Origin of the sequence: Pseudohalocynthiibacter aestuariivivens, assembly GCF_018457175.1 — a bacterium.
In the GTDB taxonomy this organism is placed as follows: Bacteria; Pseudomonadota; Alphaproteobacteria; order Rhodobacterales; family Rhodobacteraceae; genus Pseudohalocynthiibacter; species Pseudohalocynthiibacter aestuariivivens.
In genome coordinates this window covers 160,867-179,972 of record NZ_JAGFNU010000002.1, presented here as the reverse complement: position 1 = coordinate 179,972, position 19,106 = coordinate 160,867, and the positions used below count along the sequence as shown (strand labels likewise).

The window sequence follows — 19,106 nt, the reverse complement described above, 5'->3', positions numbered from 1 at the left end:
GTTATGCGGCCTTAATTTGCTGTTGGGTCAGGCGATAGAGCACATTTGGTGCGGGCTCAAGTCTTGCGGTGGACTTCGCGGCTCCCTCACCAATCTTTTCAAAGCCCTGCTTGTGCAAAACCCTACCCGATACGAGATTGTCCGCAAAATGATCTGCTTCGATAACTTTGGCTTCAAGCGTGTCAAAGGCGTGCGCAAGCAGTCCATGTACGGCCTCGGTTGCGTAGCCAAGACCCTGATAATCCGGGTCAACGGCAAAACCACATGTTATCGGGGTACCTCCTATTCGAACAAAGCCAATCAGGGTTTCGTCCGGCAGATAAATACCAGCAAGATATCCAAGCGTGCCTTGGTAAGTGTTCTGTGCCATCCAGATTTTAACATCTGCTTCAGGCCATGGTGCGTTGAGCGATAACATCATCCGTGCGACTTCGGGATTACCACCGATTTCAGAAAGCCGAGTCCAATCTTCCGGCGCAAAGGCACGCACCTCAAGACGAGGTGTTCCAAATATCAATGTACGCTTGTTTTCCATCGGTTATGCAAGTTTTTTAAGATACGTCCAGGTTGCAATATTTGCGTCGCGCGCGACAGAATGCGCCTCGGCGTCACCAAGGTATTCAAAGCCAGCGTTCGTTAGAACCCGTGCGGAAGCAGGGTTATCCTGAAAAACCTGCGCAAAAATCCCGTTGCAATCTTGCGGGTTCGCCTCAAGCAGTGCACGCACGGCTTCCGACGCGAGCCCCGTATTCCAGAAAGCAGGCACCACCCAATACCCGATTGCTGATTGGCCGCGATCCATTCGGTCGAGCGAAATGACGCCAAGGACTTCAGCATGGTTGGCTCTAGAACCATCCATGATCCAGACATCTTCGGTCCGGTCTGCTGACATAGAGCGTGTAATAAAGGCCTCTGTCGCACCGGGCGGTAACGGATGCGGAATAGAGGTCGTCGCCTCTGCCACACGTTTGTCAGCCGCATGCAAACTCAGCAATCCAAGGTCCGAGCGCCGGACAGGGCGCAACGTAAACCGCTCTGTCACGATAACCGGTTGGTTCAAAATTGTTTCTAGTCTCACGCCGTCCCTCCTCCGAAAAGCACAAAAAGGACACTTGCGACCGTTAATGCCGCTAAAGTCCTTAATAAGTATCTTTCTGCTGCGTGGCCCTTAACCGCGCTGGCGATCTTTTCCCCTCCATACGTCCAGATCGGGTGCAAAATGACCTGACATACAAACAAACAGATGGCGATCGTTGCCGTCGCCTGCAAGGTCGAAGTCCCCGGGCTCACAAAACTTGTGAAGCCACCGGTGATCATGGCCCAGGCTTTTGGGTTAAGTGGATGAACCGCCAGACCAGCAAAGAAACCCGGAGCGGCACCGATATTGTGATCTGCATGCAGGCTCATATTCGCCACACGCCAGGCGAGCCAGAAAATATAGGCCGCTGATATCCACTTAAGCGCTTCAAAAATCCACGGCGCGCTTTCAGCGAGTTGCATTAACCCAAAACCGATCGGCCAGATGATAAGCTGTTTGCCAAGCGCAACCCCGGCCACAAACGGAAGGGCCTGACGCAAACCATAGCGCGCACCTGTTGCCAGCAGGGCCATATTGGCTGGCCCCGGTGTTCCCACCTGACTTGCGGCGAACAGTAAAAAACTGCCTGTTGCGACGGCCATAAAAAGGCCTTTCCAAATCAAAAAGGGGACCGGCGGTATGCCGATCCCCATAAAATTTACCTTAGAGAGGTTCGACTTACTCTGCAGCCTCCGCCATCGGAAGAACAGAAATAAAGGTGCGGCCTTTCAGGCCTTTGTGGAAAGTCACGTTACCTTCTGCAGTTGCAAAAAGCGTGTGGTCCTTGCCCTGGCCTACGTTTTCACCAGGCCACCATTTGTTGCCGCGCTGACGCACGATGATGTTTCCGGAAATAACGAACTCACCGCCGAATTTTTTGACGCCAAGGCGGCGACCAGCAGAGTCGCGACCGTTTCTGGATGAACCGCCTGCTTTTTTATGTGCCATCTTGTCTCTCCTTAGCCTTTAGTCAGTTCTTTGGCCTGTTCGATCCAGCCCTCACGCTCGATACGGCCTTTGAATGACAATTTTTCGTCCATTTCTGCGACATCTGCATCTGACCAGGAAGCGATCTGTGCGAATGTTGTAACACCAGCTTCAAGAAGTTTCTTCTCAAGTGCCGGGCCAACGCCAGAAAGTTTTTTCAGATCATCAGCTGTTGCTGGTGCTTCTGCTTTCGCGGCTTTTTTAGGCGCTTCAGCCTTTGCAGCAGCTTTCTTTGGGGCTGCTTTCTTGGCAGCAGCTTTAGGAGCAGCGGCTGCTACAGCAACGGAAGAAACAGAACCTGCTCCAATCGCGGCTCTTACACCGGACTTGTCGCCACCTTTTTCAAGAATGTCTGTGATCCGCAGCAATGAAAGTTGCTGACGGTGACCCTTGGTGCGCTTGGAACCATGCTTCCGGCGACGTTTTACAAAGTGAATAACTTTTTCGCCTTTGATCTGATCGATCACATCGGCCTGCACAGCAGCACCTTCTACGAATGGCGCGCCAACTGTGGCACCAACCATAAGAATCTCGTTAAACTGGATTTTCTCTCCAGCGTCAGCAGCAAGTTTCTCAACACGAAGCACGTCGCCTGATTGAACTTTATACTGCTTGCCGCCGGTCTTTAGGACCGCAAACATTTGCTTTTCCTTCGTTTTACCGCGTTCTGTGGCCCCCGTATCGGGTGTTTGTGCCGTTGCCGGCGCCTCGAACAGCGCGCCCCTTCGGGCGTGATTTCCTGATCTGGCAAGCGTCCTGCTTGTCCAGATGCGGGCTTATCTGTGGATATGCACTTGAAGTCAAGAGCGAAGTCCCATTGGTTTTAGATGTCTTCTCCCGACAAATAGCGTGCTGACGCGAGCCCAAGAGCGTGCGAGATTTCAGCGTACATGGTATCAAAAGCCGCAAACAATGCGTTGTTAAGGATTCGTCCTTCCGATGTTTCGGATAATTCGATGTATGCTTCAATATCTTCGTCACTGAGCGGTTGGTAGGCGAGCAGCAAAAAGGAATAGACCCATTGTTCTGTCTCAGACCGGATTTGGGGTTCCTGTCCCCAAACGTCGGCAAGCATTTGTTGTTCGCTCATTCTGCGCTCAAAGGCTCCGCCATCCTGTAAGCCCTGGTAAAACGAATAATTTGAATTCAGAGAACCTTCCACATTCGTATCAACAAGGGCGTTGATCTGGGAAAATCGTTTGATCTGGGCCAAACGTGGGTCGTTTTCTTCTTCAGCCGTGCGTAAATAGTCATGGCTTGCCTCTTCAACAGCATCGTCCAACAACGCGCGCCGCCCGGAAATTTCCAGTGCGATAATGCGCTTTCCGCGCTCTGACGTGAAAAATTCGATCAGTGGCGAAAGGTTTGTCTCGGACATTTCAACTGCAAATCGTGCATCAAACGAATCTGACATCTGAACGACATCAAAAATGTCGCTCAGGGTCGCATTCCATTCCTGTCCGCCCTTCCCCGGAAACATGTCATCGCGCAGGCTTTGCCCGTTCTCAAGGCCCTCCTCGCGCATCACCTCGAGGATTTCTGAGATCCCGAGCGCGTCGCGTAGCGCTCTCAGCTCATTCGCGCTCTGGGCGGTTAAAGCCGCGGGCAGAAAAATCAGAAAAAGCGTCGTGGCCAGTGATTTCAACATAAAAACCTCGGAGACATAAGGAATTGGCAGAACCAGTGGTAGGGGCATCCTGCTCCGATGCCAAGTGGTTTGCCGTAACTTGCCAGATTTCCGCCGATCACAATTGCTTTGAATGTCCCCACAACCAAAAACCTGAAAAAAGGTTGCACCCGCCTGCCCATCTGATTAAACCGCCGCAAGACCCCCGCGGAGAGGTGCCAGAGTGGTCGAATGGGGCGGTCTCGAAAACCGTTGTTCCTTAACGGGAACCCAGGGTTCGAATCCCTGTCTCTCCGCCATTATCATGACCTCCAATTTCAGCATTTCAGGTGTTTCACATTTAGGTTGCTTTTGCCCGGTGAAACCCGACGACTGAATGCGCAGCTCTGCCAGCCAATGTTGTTAGATGCCATAAACGTTAGATTATTTAACTTGAGGTTCCCATCTCAACTTTTTACTTATCTATGCAAAACTAAACTTCTGCAACTGATCATATCCATAAGATCGGCCTAAGGTTGTTTTAAAAATAAAAAGTAATTCACTAAAAATTTATAACACGTTTATTTGATTAACTTAAAGTTTAAAAATTTCCCTTTTAGATTGTGGTTCTAGAAAAAGTTTTATTTCGAACTGGCACGGCAAAAAAACCTACTAATGCCAAAATCACGGGAAATCAGTATGACTAATTTATCTAAGGCGGCAATTATTGCCGCAGTAATTTCGGCCCCTACTCTTGCGCAAGCAGAAGACTGGACGGGCTTTTACATTGGTGCGCAAGTTGGGTGGTCTGACTTGTCCGTACTCAGCGCAAGTGACGATGACGTCTCTTACGGTATTCACGCAGGATACAATCATGACCTGGGTAACTTTGTTCTTGGTGGGGAAATAGACTATAGCACGTCTGAATATTCATTCGGTGGCGGTACTCTTGACGTTGATACATTGCGCGTAAAGGCAAGGGCTGGGTATGACATAGGTCCGGCGCTATTTTATGGTGTGTTGGGTTACGTTGACCTAGACACTGACTTAGTCAGTGAAGACGGGTATTCATACGGAATTGGTGCAAGTTATAAAGTGACTGACAATGTCGTTGTTGGCGCCGAATACCTGCGTGATGAAGTTGATATTCTGGGTGTCGATTTCGAGGTTGATTCATTCAACATTAGAGCGTCCTATCAGTTTTAAGAACGATCTGTTCTGCAAAAATTTCGAGCGCTCCTTTTACGAGGTGCGCTCATCTACTTCGCTTAAACAAAAAATGATCCTCCCGAAAATTTAGATTTGCTGTTCTTAGTCCCCATTGAGTGTACTTTGGAAACAGTCGTCGCGGATCGTCTTTTTTGTGCACGCAAGATGTGCACATTGTGTTACAAGTACCTGCAATATATCGTATTTTTGTGGTCTAGGCTTGCGAGATTCTTAAAAATGGCTTCCAATGGTTGTCATGAAAAACGATTCCAATGTTCCACCACGTACACCGCCTTACGGCCTGCGTATTCCGCCGGACCTCAAGGCTCGCATTAAATCTGCAGCCCAGGATAGTGGCCGTTCAATGAATGCTGAAATCGTTCACACACTTGAAACAGCGTACCCCGCACCCGTCAATTTTGAATTGCAGGAGCGTTTTTTTCAGCAGGTTCTGGATAATGCACGCGCGTTGTACAAAGAATCCAATATCGCAGGTCTTGATGCATTCAAGCACAGGCTTGTTCAGATAATTTCCGAAGTTTCCGAGGCTGAAGAAGACATGGGCGTTCCCCTGGAAACAGAGAGCCCCCCGGTTCGCGAACGCGCTGGCGGGCTTGCCAGAGCGATGCTGCAGAGAGAAACCGTAAGCCGCGAATTGAAAAACGGCAGGTAACTCTGGCGGATTACCCGCGAAATCCGGTTGCGACGACAAATTTTTCCGAACTGTCCGATCTGCTTGCAGGCGGCTTTACGTTCACCACTTTGGTGAACTTTTCCTTCAAAAGCTTTTGCAGACTCCCTTCGGCCCCGCCAGCCAATACTTTAGCGACAAAAGTGCCACCTTCGTTCAGCACGTCAAAGGCAAAATAGGCGGCAGCCTCGCAAAGCGCCATGATACGCATGTGGTCTGTTTGCTTATGCCCGGAAGACGCAGCAGCCATATCCGACATAACGACATCTGCTGGTCCGCCAAGCCAGTCTTTCACTTTTTGGTCAGCATCGTCTTCCAGAAAATCCAAAACATGTAATTCAGCCCCTGCAATTGGCTCAACTTCCTGCAGATCAACACCCAAAACATTACCAACCGCTTTGTCTTTTCGCTCGCCTAGCGCATTCACGCGTTTCACTGCTATCTGGCACCACCCTCCGGGCGCGCATCCCAGGTCCACAACACGTGCACCTGGCACAAGAAATCTGAATTTATCGTCCAGTTCCATAATCTTATAGGCGGCCCGACCACGGTAGCCATCGGTCTGCGCTCGCTTGATGTACGGATCGTTAAGCTGCCGCTCCAACCACCGCGTAGATGATAGCTTTCGGCCCCGGGCGGTTTTCACTTTCACGCGCAGCTCTCGTTGCCCGCGCCCACTGATGTTCTTAGCCATCTTCAGTATAATCCATCTTCTAGCACGCCATCGGCGCTCATCTGAGCATAAAGTAGCCCTTCTCTGAGACCGCGGTCAGCAACGGACAACCTGTCGGTTGGCCATAACCTCATCAGAGCCTGCAAAATAGCCGCACCCGACATGATAAGTGTTGCGCGGTCTTTGCCGATACGGGGGTCGCTGATGCGGCCATCTGGCCCAAGGTTCAGATATCCGCGGATCACCTTATCTATTTGATCCGACGTCATACGCAACCCGTCAACTTTGTTTCTGTCATATCTGCGAAGGCCCAAATGCGATGCAGCGACAGTTGTAACGGTGCCGCTTGTACCGATAATCTGGAAACCTTCGCGCACATGGCTTGCGTCGTATGGCGAAAACTTCTGAAGGTTTTCCTCAAAAAACCAACTCATAAGTGCAAAACGTGCAGCGTCGTCCTGTACATCGTCAAATTGCTCGCGCAACGTAGCTACGCCCAAAGGGACAGATATCCAGTCAATCACATTTGCCTTTGGAAAGGGCGAACTGTCAGATTGGAACCCTGTATGCAGCCGCATGATCGCACGGGGGCGTTCGATTTTCGGAACTTTTGATATATCGATCCAGACCAGTTCGGTTGAGCCGCCGCCGATATCAACCACCAAAAGCTGATCTGTCTTAGTACTGACAAGTGGTGCGCAACTGATGACCGCCAGACGTGCCTCTTCCTCAGGTTCGATGACTTCGATCTGCAGGCCGGTTTCGCGCTTCACAAGGCGGATAAATTCATCTGAGTTTTCCGCCCGTCGGCAGGCCTCCGTTGTGACCAGCCGCATCCGCCGAACGTTGTGTTGCGTGAGTTTGCGTTTACATATCCGAAGTGCCTGAACTGTCCGATTGATTGACGAGCGGGACAATCGACCTGTCGCCTCGAGCCCTGCTCCAAGTTGCACAGATTTTGAAAAGCTGTCCACAACATGAAACTGGTTTCCCTTTGGTTGGGCAACCAGCATTCTGCAACTATTCGTTCCCAAATCCAGCGCGGCATAAAGCTCTGCCGGATCAGGTCGTTTCGGCGCGGGACTATCGACCGCTAACGGGAATGCGCCCGCACCATCGGGACGCTTGGGCGGCATATCGCCCTCCATTTCGAGTTAACCCAAGCCTAGACCCGCGGCATCGTCCGCGCAAGCAGCACAAAGGCCTGATTGCGAATTTCATGAAAATAATGAGAATTTTTCCAGTTTCACATACTGGTCAGCCGTTGGTCGCTGGCCTATGTCTTTTGTAAGACCTCAGCGTCGCTCTATCGTCGTGGTATGTCGAAAATCGACACGGAAACCTGCAGTGATCCGCGTAAAAGCGAAACGTGATAACAAGGAATCAGAAATGCCTGACGTAACCATTGTATATTGGCGTGACATCCCTGCGCAGGTCATCGTTGGCAAAGGCCGGCGTGGTGCAAAGGCTCAACTCCCTGAGCGCTTTGAGCAGGCGATTGACCGGGCAGCGATGAAAGTGAACGCCAAGGACGCGGACGCATATCTTGCTGAATGGCGCAAAGCTGATCCTTATAGTGTGGAAGGCGAGCAAGAAGCAGTCGCCGCCGCCGAAGCCGCCCGGCTCGACAACGAATACGACCAGGACCGTATCAAGCAACTGATTGCTAACGACGGATGGGCCTGACCCCGAAACCCTTGATGGAGGCTGTTATGGCTCTCTTGCAGTTTAGAAAAAAAGTGGATGATAGCGCGCCTAAGCAGGTTACGCCTGAGGTTGAGGCCTTCCTTGAAGGGTATTCAATCGAAGTGATGCCGCGTACGGCCGAGAAGGTAGAGGATTTTCGCGATCTGCTGCCTAAAGGAACCCGTGTATATATCGCCCATATTGAAGGCACACCGGTCGACGAAATGGTCGCGACGGCAAAACGCCTGAACAACGAGGGATACCCGGTGATGCCGCATTTCCCTGCGCGCATTATCAAGGACAAGGCAACACTGGCAGACTGGATTGCCCGGTATCAGGGCGAAGCTGGCATTGATCAGGCCCTTCTGTTGGCCGGTGGCGTTGAAAAACCGCATGGTGATTTCCACAGTTCCATGCAGCTTTTGGAAACAGGCCTCTTTGACAAGGCTGGTTTCAAGCGCCTGCATGTTGCAGGCCATCCTGAAGGCAATAAAGACATTGACCCGGATGGGTCGGACAAGAATGTAATGGATGCGCTGCGCTGGAAGCAGACATTCAACAATACAACTGACGCTGAAATGGCGCTTGCAACGCAGTTCTGCTTTGAGGCGGCACCTGTCATTAAATGGGCTGACGCGCTCAAGGCTGAAGGAATTGATATTCCGATTCACATCGGTGTTGCCGGCCCTGCAAAGCTTCAGACCCTGATTAAATTCTCGATTGCCTGCGGCGTTGGCGCTTCGCTTAAAGTTCTGCAAAGGCGCGCGAAAGATGTCACAAAGCTTCTGCTGCCGTTCACGCCTGACCAGTTCATTTCCGATCTGGCCACTCACAAAGCGGCAAACCCGGATTTTAACATCACGAAAGTTCATTTTTTCCCATTAGGCGGGATCAAGACCAACGCAACCTGGGCAATTGAGAACGGCGGTTCATCCGCAGTTCCGGCAAGCCAATCTTAAGCGGTTTAAAACCGAACAAATCCTAAGGGGAGATACGATGACCCGTACTGTCGTCGAGAGCAAAACAAAAACCGCCATCATTGGCTTTGATCAACCGTTCTGCGTGATCGGAGAGCGGATCAACCCGACAGGGCGTAAAAAACTGGCTGCTGAGTTGGAAGCGGGTGATTTTTCAACCGTCGAGAAAGACGCGTTGGCACAGGTGGCGGCAGGCGCCACGATGCTCGATATCAATGCAGGTGTGGTCTACAACTCAAACCCTAATCCGAACGAGACAGAACCACCTCTGATGACAAAGATTGTCGAGCTTGTTCAAGGTCTTGTCGACGTACCTTTATGTATTGACAGCTCGGTGCCAGGTGCACTTGAAGCAGGTCTTGCCATTGCCGAGGGGCGCCCGTTGCTAAACTCGGTCACCGGCGAAGAAGACCGGCTTGAAGCGATCCTGCCGCTGGTGAAGAAATACAACGTTCCTGTTGTTGCAATCTCTAACGACGATACAGGTATTTCCGAAGATCCCGACGTTCGATTTGCTGTTGCAAAGCGGATCGTTGAACGCGCTGCTGATCACGGGATTCCGGCACATGACATTGTTGTTGATCCGTTGGTAATGCCGATTGGTGCGATGGGAACTGCGGGTCTTCAGGTTTTCGCGCTAGTACGGCGCCTGCGTGAGGAACTGGGTGTGAACACCACTTGCGGCGCATCAAATATCTCTTTTGGTTTGCCCAACCGTCACGGTATCAACAATGCATTTCTGCCAATGGCAATCACAGCAGGCATGACATCAGCAATCATGAACCCGGTCGCCTTGCCGATCGGCCCGATAAAACTCGCAGAAAAGCGTGCGGAACTCGAAGCTGCAGGTTTCATTCTTCCAGAAGATCTCGATCCCGAGGTTCTTGCGCAACTGACTGGGCTTGGATCAACACTGCCGCGCGCAAGCAAGGAAATGGAAGCCATTCGTGCCGCGAACTTCCTGACAAACAATGACCCGCACGGTGCTGAGTGGATCAGATTCAACAAACCTGTTCTTGCAGCTGGTGAAGTTGAAGCAGGCGCACGCGGTCGTCGCACAGGTGGCCGCCGCCGCAAAGGCTGATTTTTGCGCTTAATCAAACAGCTAAAACGCCCGGCAATCATACCGGGCGTTTTGTTTTTGAGACTCTTAACAGGTTGCCTGTCGAGCACACCTTCGAGGGGATTGTTCTAGTTCATGCCCATGCTGGCATTTGTGGTAAAGATGTAGTCATCTCCGTCTGCACCAGAGTGACACGCGATACAGCCTTTGTCGGCTCCTTTTGCAACGCGACCCGCCAGTTGCATTCCGGCAGGGTTTTTATCAAGCGATCCATCAGGCAGATATTTCACCCAGAACCAATCCTGATTGTCAGCATCATATCCTTCTTCGCGACGGAACATGACCGTAACGGCGCCAAGGTGTTTTTCAGGCTCTGCAAGAACCTGGTCAGCTTCAACCCCTTCAGGGCCAAAATTGCGTTTTACAATCAATGTCCCTGTGTGACCGTCAACTGTCGTTTCGGTATAGAAGGTTTCCAGCATCATTCCGTGCGGCGCGATGCCGTCATAGGGAAATGATCTGATCATTCCTTCGCCAGCTAGGTTTTGTGCAACCATCGCGTCCCAGAGTTGGGCGGCGTAGTTTATGTCTGCGTCTGTGCCAAACGGCGCATCCTGCGCGATTGCAGCGGTACCACCGAAGGCAAGTGTGAGTGACGTTGCCCCGATTGCTAAGAATTTTTTCATGTTCGTCCCTTTCAGTGTTCAGCCGAGCAAAGTTGGCTTACACAAAAGAGACTAGGCGAGATGATCTACACATGAACTCAACTTTTGATCACCATCTGGTGAACACTTGGGACTGAAGATGATTGGACAAGCCTCTTATTCCCATCAAGACTGTCCGAAATAATCACAGGAGAATTCAATGCGTGTCCTCGTAACCTGCATCGCACTCAGCGCCACACTCTTTACCACCCCTACCCTTGCTCAGGATGCCGAGGCAGGTGAAGACCTATTTCGCAGATGTGCGTCATGTCACAAAATTGGTGAAGATGCTCAGAATGCCGTTGGTCCTGTTCTAACGGGCGTTATAGGGCGTGCTGCCGGTTCTTACGAAGGTTACGGGTACTCGCGCAGCATGACTGCTGCGAACGAAGCTGGGCTTGTCTGGAGCGAAGAGACTGTTTTTGACTATCTCGAAAACCCCACCAAATATCTGCGCGCTGTTCTGGATGACCCACGCGCGCGCGCTAAAATGTCCTTCAAATTGCGGGACGAGGAAGACCGGAGAAACGTGGTTGCTTATCTTGCGACGTTTTCAACCCCGATGGACGAAGCAAGCGCTGCGGAAGGCGAAACCAGCGTTTGTGTCGTCAACGGTTCTGATGAAACCCGTCTTTTTGCGGCCGAGTCAAACGGGGAGAACCGCGTAACTGGAACATTGGCACCTGGAGAAACGTTGTGTTCTGAAGGCGCTGGTGACGGGATGGTGACCGTGTTTGAAGCGCCGGACCATCTCGAGGGGTGCACACGTCTTGTTTCTGCGGGCGGTCAGGATGCGCTTCTCAAGTATGCTGATTTTGATCGGTGTGCATGGACGTCAAACACCAACTAACAAACCCAATAACCGGAATGACACAGGAAAGTGGTTTAAACTGCCGCTTATTGCCGTTGATTTACCAGAAACTGCCGCGCGTGGCCTTTCGCTTTTGCGTCAACAGTTTATCGTCAGGTCAATCGAAACGCGCGTAAAAGTATAAATTGATGACAACTGACCCCCTTGTGATCTTTACCCCCTCTGGACAGCGGGGAAATTTTCCTGTTGGAACACCTATTCTGACAGCTGCCCGCCAGCTTGGCGTTGATCTTGACAGCGTCTGTGGCGGACGTGGCATTTGCAGCAAATGCCAGATTACCCCGTCTTATGGCGAGTTTTCGAAACACGGGGTCACGGTTGCCAACAATGCATTATCCGAATGGAACTCTGTTGAGCAACGCTACAAAGACAAGCGTGGTTTGATCGAAGGCCGCCGACTTGGCTGTCAGGCGACAGTTCAGGGTGATGTCGTCATCGACGTGCCGCCCGAAAGTCAGGTTCACAAGCAAGTCGTGCGCAAACGGGTTGAAGCACGTGATATTACGATGAACCCGTCCACCAAACTGTTTTATGTCGAGGTGCAGGAACCCGACATGCACGAACCCTCGGGTGATCTGGAACGGTTGATCACAGCACTTGCTGAACAATGGGACCTGCACGGCGTTCGTGTTGATCTTCACATTTTGCAGACGATGCAACCGATCCTGCGCAAGGGCGAATGGAAAGTCACGGTCGCCGTTCATCTTGGCGATGCGGAAAATCCGCCACGCATAATGCATATCTGGCCGGGCTACTACGATGGCACGGTTTACGGGTTGGCCGTAGACCTTGGGTCCACCACCATCGCCGCGCATCTTTGCGATCTGCAAAGTGGTGAGGTCGTGGCCTCATCCGGTATTATGAACCCGCAAATCCGGTTCGGTGAAGATTTGATGAGCCGCGTCAGCTATTCGATGATGAACGAAGGTGGCGACAAGGAAATGACCCGCGCAGTGCGCGAAGGCATGAACGCCCTGTTTGTGCAAATCGCGTCTGAGGCCGAAATTGATAAAGACCTGATTGTTGATGCGGTGTTTGTCTGCAATCCGGTCATGCATCACCTGTTCCTGGGCATTAACCCCTTTGAGCTTGGACAGGCGCCATTCGCGCTTGCCACTTCAAATGCAATGCGCTTGCGTGCAGATGATCTGGGCCTGAACATCCATCCTGCGGCACGGGTTTATCTGCTGCCTTGTATCGCGGGACATGTCGGCGCGGATGCGGCGGCGGTTGCGCTATCGGAATCCCCGAATACATCCGAAGACCTTGTTTTGGTTGTTGATGTCGGTACCAATGCCGAAATCCTGCTCGGCAACAAAGAAAAAGTGTTGGCCTGTTCCTCACCAACCGGCCCTGCCTTTGAAGGCGCACAGATTTCGAGCGGCCAGCGCGCAGCACCCGGCGCGATAGAACGTGTCGAGATTGACCCAATCACGAAAGAGCCGCGTTTTCGCGTCATTGGCTCTGACATCTGGTCGAACGAAGACGGGTTCCCTGATGCAATTGCAACAACCGGTATCACCGGCATTTGCGGCTCTGGTATCATCGAAATGGTCGCTGAAATGCGCCTTGCCGGAATTGTTGACGGACCAGGGCTTATCGGCTCTCCGGCACAGACAGGTACGGACCGCTGTTTTCTGGACGGTCGGACTTATTCTTATCTCGTCTGGGACGGGTCCGCCGATGGTGGTCCGAAAATCACCGTCACAAACCGTGATATCCGTGAAATCCAGATGGCCAAAGCAGCGCTTTACTCTGGTGCCCGTCTGTTGATGGACAAATTTGGCGTCGACAAGGTTGACCGTGTTGTTTTGGCAGGGGCATTTGGTGCCCACATCAGCCCAAAGCACGCGATGGTGCTGGGTATGATCCCGGATTGTCCGCTTGATAAAGTCACCTCTGCCGGAAATGCCGCCGGAACGGGCGCGCGTATTGCGCTGCTCAACACCGATGCAAGAAACGAGATTGAGTCAATCGTCAAGGAAATCCACAAGATCGAAACGGCGATTGAGCCGCGTTTTCAGGAACATTTTGTCAACGCTTCAAACATCCCGAATTCGGTTGAACCTTTCCCTATCCTGAACAGCATCGTTTCGCTGCCTGATCTTAATTTCAATCAGGGAAGTGGTGGTGATGATGCCGAAGATGGCAGTCGCCGAAGACGCAGACGCCGCGGCTGAACGCCATACTATATCCGCTTGACGATTGGCAGACGGGATATTACCCCTCTGCCCGACTGCGGGTGTAGCTCAATGGTAGAGCAGCAGCTTCCCAAGCTGACGACGAGGGTTCGATTCCCTTCACCCGCTCCAGCGCTCTCTTTGGTAAAGTGTGAAACACCAGTTTTTGCATAAAGCTCTTCCGGTTTGAATTCGAACTAAGCTGTTTCCTAGATGCGAAAGTGACGGTCAAACCAAGTCCTTCCGTGCGATCCCGCAGCGGTATATGCTAAGCTAAACGTGACCACAGAAACGGGGACCAAGATGTCAGAGCCAGACGATTCAAAACTAATGGGCCGCCTGCATGGCGAGCAGTTCGAACCCAAGCATGAGGACAATATGCTTCAACGCCTGATCTACATGTTGCTGATCGCAATCATGATTTCCCTTGCCCAGACAGTTCTGGGTGCGGCGACATTGGTGCAGTTTGTGATTATGTTGGCCAACAAGAAACAGCCAAATGAACGGCTGGCCGATTTCGGCACCGATCTGGGTATATGGATCGCCAAAGCGGCGCGTTTCCAGACTGCGGCAAGCAACGTCAAGCCCTGGCCCTGGACCGAACTGGACTAGGATCAATCAGGTGAGCGGTGAACAGAACTTTGATGCGCTGCTAAGGACCCTTTCGGCAAAGCTGGAGGATGGGCTATTTGTTTTCGTGACCGTTTCTGATGACGCGGTGCCTGGAGACATCTCCCCTCGCATGATCTTTCGGGAGGATGAGGGAACAACCCTTATCATTCTTAAGAGTGAGGCTGAAGCCTGTGGTCTAGCTTACGAGTTTCCCTGTCGAATGATTACGCTTAATGTCCATTCCTCGCTGGAAGCGGTTGGTTTTATAGCGCGAATTGCCACCGAGCTTGCAAAACACGATATGGGCGTGAACCCGGTATCAGGTTTTTTCCACGACCATCTGTTTGTGCCTGACGGGCGGGAGCAGGACGCGTTACAGGTTCTCAAACTGATGGGCGGGCGTGGCGTTTAAACCCTACATCCGCCGTGTTCTTTTCTCTGACGGCATTGGCCAGCGATTCCGCGAAGTTTTCAAAATACACACACTTAGGCATTCTGCTGCTTGAACCCTGGTAGCATTTTCAGATAACCGCATCTTATGACTTTACCCTACCACACCCCGCTGTCACCAGAAACGCTCGCTGCGCATGGGATTCCGCCAGAATGGCGCTATGCGCTGGCAAACAAAGTTCAGTTTTTCGAGCTTGATGCGCTTAACCACGTTAACAACACCGTCTATCTGCGTTGGTTCGAAAGTTTTCGCCTGAGTTACGTGATGGATTATGGCATTTCAGACTTCGGGCCAATGTCCCCTCGTCTGGTCGTACACTCCCTCTCCGCCCGGTTTCACAAAGAGATGCACTTGGGCGATGACTATATCGTTGCCGGGAGGACAACCAGCTTTCGCAATACGAGTTTCATCATGGAATACGCGTTGTTTTCAAACGGGCTCGCGGCAACGGGCGATGCAGTGATGGTTCTGCTGAACCGCGAGGGCGACGGACGTCACCCGTTAACGGAGGCGCAAAAGAAGGCCCTTATCGAGCGGGATGGTGCTAAAGCAGACGCAGGCTAACCATTCGCCCGAATGTATGAGACAAGCATCTGTGTTGACCCGTCTTTCTTGTCAGCGGATTCTGCTCCGCTCACGATCGGTTCAAGCGCGACTGCAAGCTCTTTGCCAAGTTCAACGCCCCATTGGTCGTAAGAGTTGATGCCTAAAATCGCGCCTTCAACAAAAACGCGGTGTTCATAAAGCGCAATGATCTGCCCCAGAACAAAAGGCGTCAGGCTTGGGTAGATCAATGTTGTCGACGGGCGATTGCCGGGAAAAACCCTGTGGCGGGCCTGCCGCTCTAGCTCTGCTCCGCTCAGGCCTTTTTCAGCCATCAGGACACGCGCTTCTTCAATGCTGCGGCCACGCATCAACGCCTCTGATTGCGCGAGGCAATTTGACAGTAACAACCTGTGCTGGTGTTCTAAATGTTCCTCATGCCCCTTAGCCGCAACCAGAAATTCACAAGGTACAACACGAGTGCCCTGATGTATCAGCTGATAAAAAGCATGTTGTCCGTTCGTACCCGGCTCTCCCCAGACAATTGGACCCGAATGGCACTCAAGCGCACTGCCATCCATCGCGACGCGCTTTCCGTTGCTTTCCATTTCCAATTGTTGAAGATACGCGGGCAAGCGCGACAATCTTTGATCATAGGGCAGCACGGCACGGGTCGCATAGCCACAGACCTGATTGTGCCAAAGCCCGACCAGCGCGAGCATAACAGGCATGTTCTCAGACAATGGAGCGGTTTGGAAATGTTGGTCCATCGCCTGCCCGCCCCTCAGGAAATCAACAAAATCCTCTGGTCCGATTGCAATCATAAGGGACAGTCCGATTGGCCCCCATAGTGAGTATCGTCCGCCAACCCAATCTTCAAAGCCAAAGACATTTTCAGGCGATATTCCGTAAGCCGTTGTTCTTTCTTCCGAAGATGACAGCGCTGCGAACTGGTCGGCGGGGTTCGCAACCTTGTTAGCCATCCAGTCACGCGCTGTATTCGCATTTGTCATTGTTTCTATGGTCGTAAAAGTTTTCGACGCGACAATGACAAGCGTCGTTGTCGGATCAATGCCCTTGAGCGTATCTGCGATATGTGCGCCGTCAACGTTTGATACGAAATGTACCTTTGGCCCGTCGTGAAACGGTGCAAGGGCGAGCGTGGCCATCGCGGGGCCAAGGTCTGAACCGCCGATCCCGATATTCACCACGTCGGTGATCCTGCCGCCCTGCCCTTTGAACTTTCCGCTCCGAATGGCATTTGCAAAATCTGACATGCGTTCAAGCGTGCCGCGCACTTCCGGCATTACATCCTGCCCATCAACCAATACGGGGGCGCCTTCTAGGTTGCGTAATGCCGTATGCAGAACAGCGCGACCTTCGGTTTCATTGATCTTGGCACCTGAAAACATCGCGCTACGCTTCGTCTCGACCCCGGAAGAAGACGCAAGTTCAATCAGTAACGTCCGGGCGTCAGCGTCGATATTGGTTTTCGAATAATCAAAAAGCATCTCATCGCAGGACACAGAAAAATCCTGTGCCCGCCTAGGATTGTCGTCATGCAGAGACAAAATGCTGCGGGCTTTAATGGCTGAGTGTTTTTCGACTAAATCTTCAAAACTCATAATCATTCTGCCCAGTGAACAGTTGAGCCGGGTAAAACCGCAGAGATAGGAGATTCAAGCGGGTCGTCCAGCTTAGATGCCTTTTCGATTGCTTTTCGCTTTTCCACGCCAAGTATAATGATGTGTTTTGCCATCGCGCCGGCCAGTACCGGCGCCGTCAAAGTGACGCGCGCTTCGGTCGCTCCTTTCGGACGCATCGTCATTAACAATGGCGCATGAGTCTCAAATGCTTTCTCAAGCCCTTCAGCTCCAGGAAAAAGAGACGCAGTATGCATATCGGCCCCCATACCCAGCAACAGCACGTTGATTGGCAGCAATGGACCAACCGCAATCGAAAGGTCTGGGAGCTTTTCCTCAGGTGTGGGCGCTTCTGCATAAAGTGGGATAAGTCGCGCTTTTGCAGCACGATCAACCAATAGCCGTTCGCGCAAGAGACGTGTATTTGAACGTTCAGACGTTTCGGGAACCCAACGTTCATCGGTCAGGATTACGTCAATACGTGACCAGTCGAAATCAGCAGCACACAGACTATCAAACAGCGGTCCAGGCGTTGTGCCTCCAGGCACCGCAAAACTAACACGGTCCTCGTGCTTTAGCGCTGCTGTTAACTCTGTGACCAAAATATTTGCCAGATCAATCATCATCATGTCGCGATCTGGATACTCTACAAATTCCATTATCTAATCTCCCGCCAGCGGCGTCCGTCTCTGTGCAATAACATTAGCGAGTCTTCCGGTCCCGAACTACCGGGATCGTAAGGTTTCGGTTTGTCATGCCGGTCTTCCCAAGCCGCAATTATCGGGTCGGTCCAGGCCCAGGCTGCTTCTACTTCGTCACCCCGCATGAAAAGTGTCTGATTGCCCCGGATAACATCCATGATCAGGCGTTCATAGGCATCAGGAATATCGTCGCCATCATTGCCAAGAGCTTCTGCAAAGCTCATGTCCAGAGGGACTTCGATGAGGCGCATCCCGCCCGGGCCAGGTTCCTTGATTGTGACGCGTAGGTTCATGCCCTCGTCGGGTTGCAAGCGAATGACAAGAACGTTTCCGCGCCGCCCCTCCTGCGGGCCAAAAATGGAATGCGGCGGATCCTTGAAAACAACAGCAATTTCACTGACCCGTGCTCGCAACCTTTTGCCGGTGCGCAGATAAATAGGTGTACCGTTCCACCGCCAGTTTGAAATATGGGTCCTGAGCGCGATAAAGCTTTCTGCATGACTGTCGGGATTTTCAGCTTCGATTTGATAAGAAGCGCCGTTTTCCCCTTCCAGATATTGACCTCGGACGATTTCATGCGACTCTACCGGGTCAAGCGCACGAATGACCTTCAGCTTTTCATCCCGTACGGCGTCTGGTTCAAAGGTGCTTGGGGGTTCCATCGCGATCAGGCACAAAAGCTGCATCATATGGTTTTGAACCATATCCCGCATTGCACCCGATTTGTCGTAGTAGCCTCCACGTCCACCAACGCCCACTGTTTCAGCCACAGTGATCTGGATATGATCTACGTATTGCGAGTTCCACAATGGCTCGAAAAGTATGTTTCCGAACCGTACAGCCATAAGGTTTTGTACGGTTTCCTTGCCCAGATAATGGTCGATCCGGTATATCTGATGTTCCTCAAAAGATTCTGCTAAAACAGCATTCAGTGCACAAGCGCTTTTAAGATCGCGGCCAAAAGGCTTTTCCACAACGATCCGGCTCTTATCATTTGCAATACCATGGGCATGAAGCCGCTCTGCAAGGGGGCCGAACAACCTTGGACCCACAGATAAATAAAACGCGCGTATGGTGTCCAGGCGCATTAGTTTCGCCAGATCTGGCCACCCGCCTTTGCCCAATGCGTCAATTGGCACATAGTGAATACACTTAAGAAATTCGGAAATTGCGGTTTTATCCTGCTTGCTCTTGGCTACAAACTCCGCAATCGATTCTGACACGAATGACCTGTAGCCATCATCATCAAACTCGCTGCGTGCTGCGCCAACAATACGCGCGCCCTCTGGGATTTGACCCGCAAGAAAGCGAACATAGAGCCCCGGCAGGATCTTGCGACGTGCAAGATCACCCGTACCGCCGAATATAACAAGGTCGAATGTATCAACCGGGATGACGCGTGAGACCATGATGTCTCCTATCTCTCAAATT

Annotated in this window: 22 protein-coding genes and 2 tRNA genes; 12 read left to right on the top strand and 12 right to left on the bottom strand. The window is 51.9% G+C overall.

Annotated features, from left to right (window positions below; all coding sequences use genetic code 11):
* Position 1: 1 nt before the first annotated feature.
* The 6 genes from J4E70_RS04770 to J4E70_RS04745 form a co-directional block, all read right to left on the bottom strand.
* Positions 2-535, bottom strand: coding sequence for a GNAT family N-acetyltransferase (locus J4E70_RS04770; RefSeq protein ID WP_213887945.1), 534 nt, complete (start codon positions 533-535; stop codon positions 2-4).
* 3 nt (positions 536-538) lie between these two features.
* Positions 539-1,078, bottom strand: a complete 540-nt coding sequence (locus J4E70_RS04765) for a GNAT family N-acetyltransferase (protein ID WP_213887944.1) — start codon at positions 1,076-1,078, stop codon at positions 539-541.
* The gene (locus J4E70_RS04760) at positions 1,075-1,680 is read right to left on the bottom strand and encodes a LysE family translocator (RefSeq protein ID WP_213887943.1); all 606 of its coding nucleotides are present in this window, start codon (positions 1,678-1,680) and stop codon (positions 1,075-1,077) included. The genes J4E70_RS04765 and J4E70_RS04760 overlap by 4 nt, the downstream gene beginning before the upstream one ends.
* A gap of 76 nt (positions 1,681-1,756) precedes the next feature.
* Complete coding sequence (gene rpmA / locus J4E70_RS04755; protein ID WP_213887942.1) at positions 1,757-2,026, bottom strand: 50S ribosomal protein L27; 270 nt, start codon at positions 2,024-2,026, stop codon at positions 1,757-1,759.
* Positions 2,027-2,037: 11 nt separating this feature from the next.
* Positions 2,038-2,706, bottom strand: a complete 669-nt coding sequence (locus J4E70_RS04750; RefSeq protein ID WP_213887941.1) for a 50S ribosomal protein L21 — start codon at positions 2,704-2,706, stop codon at positions 2,038-2,040.
* A 182-nt stretch (positions 2,707-2,888) separates the two neighbouring features.
* Positions 2,889-3,761: a DUF2059 domain-containing protein gene (locus tag J4E70_RS04745; RefSeq protein WP_213887940.1), complete on the bottom strand. Its 873-nt coding sequence runs from the start codon at positions 3,759-3,761 to the stop codon at positions 2,889-2,891.
* Between the two features lie 140 nt (positions 3,762-3,901).
* Between J4E70_RS04745 and J4E70_RS04740 the strand changes: the two genes are divergently transcribed.
* The 3 genes from J4E70_RS04740 (at position 3,902) to J4E70_RS04730 (ending at position 5,553) form a co-directional block, all read left to right on the top strand.
* Positions 3,902-3,991 (top strand) — tRNA-Ser (locus tag J4E70_RS04740).
* A gap of 379 nt (positions 3,992-4,370) precedes the next feature.
* On the top strand, positions 4,371-4,877 hold the full coding sequence (locus tag J4E70_RS04735; RefSeq protein WP_213887939.1) for an outer membrane protein: 507 nt from the start codon (positions 4,371-4,373) through the stop codon (positions 4,875-4,877).
* A 259-nt stretch (positions 4,878-5,136) separates the two neighbouring features.
* The gene (locus J4E70_RS04730; RefSeq protein WP_213887938.1) at positions 5,137-5,553 is read left to right on the top strand and encodes an Arc family DNA-binding protein; all 417 of its coding nucleotides are present in this window, start codon (positions 5,137-5,139) and stop codon (positions 5,551-5,553) included.
* Positions 5,554-5,563: 10 nt separating this feature from the next.
* On the opposite strand, the gene J4E70_RS04725 is transcribed toward J4E70_RS04730, so the two are convergent.
* Positions 5,564-6,265: an RlmE family RNA methyltransferase gene (locus J4E70_RS04725; RefSeq protein WP_213887937.1), complete on the bottom strand. Its 702-nt coding sequence runs from the start codon at positions 6,263-6,265 to the stop codon at positions 5,564-5,566.
* A gap of 2 nt (positions 6,266-6,267) precedes the next feature.
* The gene (locus J4E70_RS04720; protein ID WP_213887936.1) at positions 6,268-7,380 is read right to left on the bottom strand and encodes a Ppx/GppA phosphatase family protein; all 1,113 of its coding nucleotides are present in this window, start codon (positions 7,378-7,380) and stop codon (positions 6,268-6,270) included.
* A gap of 253 nt (positions 7,381-7,633) precedes the next feature.
* On the opposite strand from J4E70_RS04720, the gene J4E70_RS04715 reads away from it, so the two are divergent.
* The 3 genes from J4E70_RS04715 to J4E70_RS04705 are packed head-to-tail and all read left to right on the top strand — an operon-like array spanning position 7,634 to position 9,991.
* The gene (locus J4E70_RS04715; protein WP_213887935.1) at positions 7,634-7,930 is read left to right on the top strand and encodes a virulence factor; all 297 of its coding nucleotides are present in this window, start codon (positions 7,634-7,636) and stop codon (positions 7,928-7,930) included.
* Between the two features lie 26 nt (positions 7,931-7,956).
* The gene (locus J4E70_RS04710; RefSeq protein ID WP_213887934.1) at positions 7,957-8,889 is read left to right on the top strand and encodes a methylenetetrahydrofolate reductase; all 933 of its coding nucleotides are present in this window, start codon (positions 7,957-7,959) and stop codon (positions 8,887-8,889) included.
* Between the two features lie 37 nt (positions 8,890-8,926).
* A complete protein-coding gene (locus J4E70_RS04705) occupies positions 8,927-9,991 on the top strand; it encodes a methyltetrahydrofolate cobalamin methyltransferase (RefSeq protein WP_213887933.1) in 1,065 nt (354 codons plus the stop codon).
* Positions 9,992-10,098: 107 nt separating this feature from the next.
* Here J4E70_RS04705 and J4E70_RS04700 read toward each other — a convergent pair whose 3' ends face one another.
* Positions 10,099-10,656, bottom strand: coding sequence for a cytochrome P460 family protein (locus J4E70_RS04700; RefSeq protein WP_213887932.1), 558 nt, complete (start codon positions 10,654-10,656; stop codon positions 10,099-10,101).
* Positions 10,657-10,834: 178 nt separating this feature from the next.
* On the opposite strand from J4E70_RS04700, the gene J4E70_RS04695 reads away from it, so the two are divergent.
* The 6 genes from J4E70_RS04695 to J4E70_RS04670 all read left to right on the top strand — a co-directional run bounded on the left by J4E70_RS04695 (position 10,835) and on the right by J4E70_RS04670 (position 15,352).
* Positions 10,835-11,524, top strand: coding sequence for a c-type cytochrome (locus J4E70_RS04695; protein WP_213887931.1), 690 nt, complete (start codon positions 10,835-10,837; stop codon positions 11,522-11,524).
* Between the two features lie 149 nt (positions 11,525-11,673).
* On the top strand, positions 11,674-13,725 hold the full coding sequence (locus J4E70_RS04690) for an ASKHA domain-containing protein (protein ID WP_213887930.1): 2,052 nt from the start codon (positions 11,674-11,676) through the stop codon (positions 13,723-13,725).
* Positions 13,726-13,783: 58 nt separating this feature from the next.
* Positions 13,784-13,857 (top strand) — tRNA-Gly (locus J4E70_RS04685).
* Positions 13,858-14,028: 171 nt separating this feature from the next.
* Positions 14,029-14,337 (top strand): DUF4389 domain-containing protein, encoded by a 309-nt coding sequence (locus J4E70_RS04680; RefSeq protein ID WP_213887929.1) that lies wholly within the window; start codon positions 14,029-14,031, stop codon positions 14,335-14,337.
* Positions 14,338-14,347: 10 nt separating this feature from the next.
* The gene (locus J4E70_RS04675; RefSeq protein ID WP_213887928.1) at positions 14,348-14,749 is read left to right on the top strand and encodes an ACT domain-containing protein; all 402 of its coding nucleotides are present in this window, start codon (positions 14,348-14,350) and stop codon (positions 14,747-14,749) included.
* Positions 14,750-14,875: 126 nt separating this feature from the next.
* Positions 14,876-15,352: an acyl-CoA thioesterase gene (locus J4E70_RS04670; RefSeq protein ID WP_213887927.1), complete on the top strand. Its 477-nt coding sequence runs from the start codon at positions 14,876-14,878 to the stop codon at positions 15,350-15,352.
* On the opposite strand, the gene pgi is transcribed toward J4E70_RS04670, so the two are convergent.
* The 3 genes from pgi to zwf are packed head-to-tail and all read right to left on the bottom strand — an operon-like array spanning position 15,349 to position 19,084.
* Positions 15,349-16,962, bottom strand: coding sequence for a glucose-6-phosphate isomerase (pgi, locus tag J4E70_RS04665; protein ID WP_213887926.1), 1,614 nt, complete (start codon positions 16,960-16,962; stop codon positions 15,349-15,351). The two genes, J4E70_RS04670 and pgi, sit on opposite strands and share 4 nt — an antisense overlap.
* Positions 16,959-17,633 carry a 6-phosphogluconolactonase gene (gene pgl, locus J4E70_RS04660; protein ID WP_213887925.1) on the bottom strand — a complete coding sequence of 225 codons (675 nt, stop codon included), beginning with the start codon at positions 17,631-17,633 and terminating at the stop codon, positions 16,959-16,961. The genes pgi and pgl overlap by 4 nt, the downstream gene beginning before the upstream one ends.
* Complete coding sequence (zwf, locus tag J4E70_RS04655; protein WP_213887924.1) at positions 17,633-19,084, bottom strand: glucose-6-phosphate dehydrogenase; 1,452 nt, start codon at positions 19,082-19,084, stop codon at positions 17,633-17,635. Before zwf ends, pgl begins: the two co-directional genes overlap by 1 nt.
* Between the last annotated feature and the right edge of the window lie 22 nt (positions 19,085-19,106).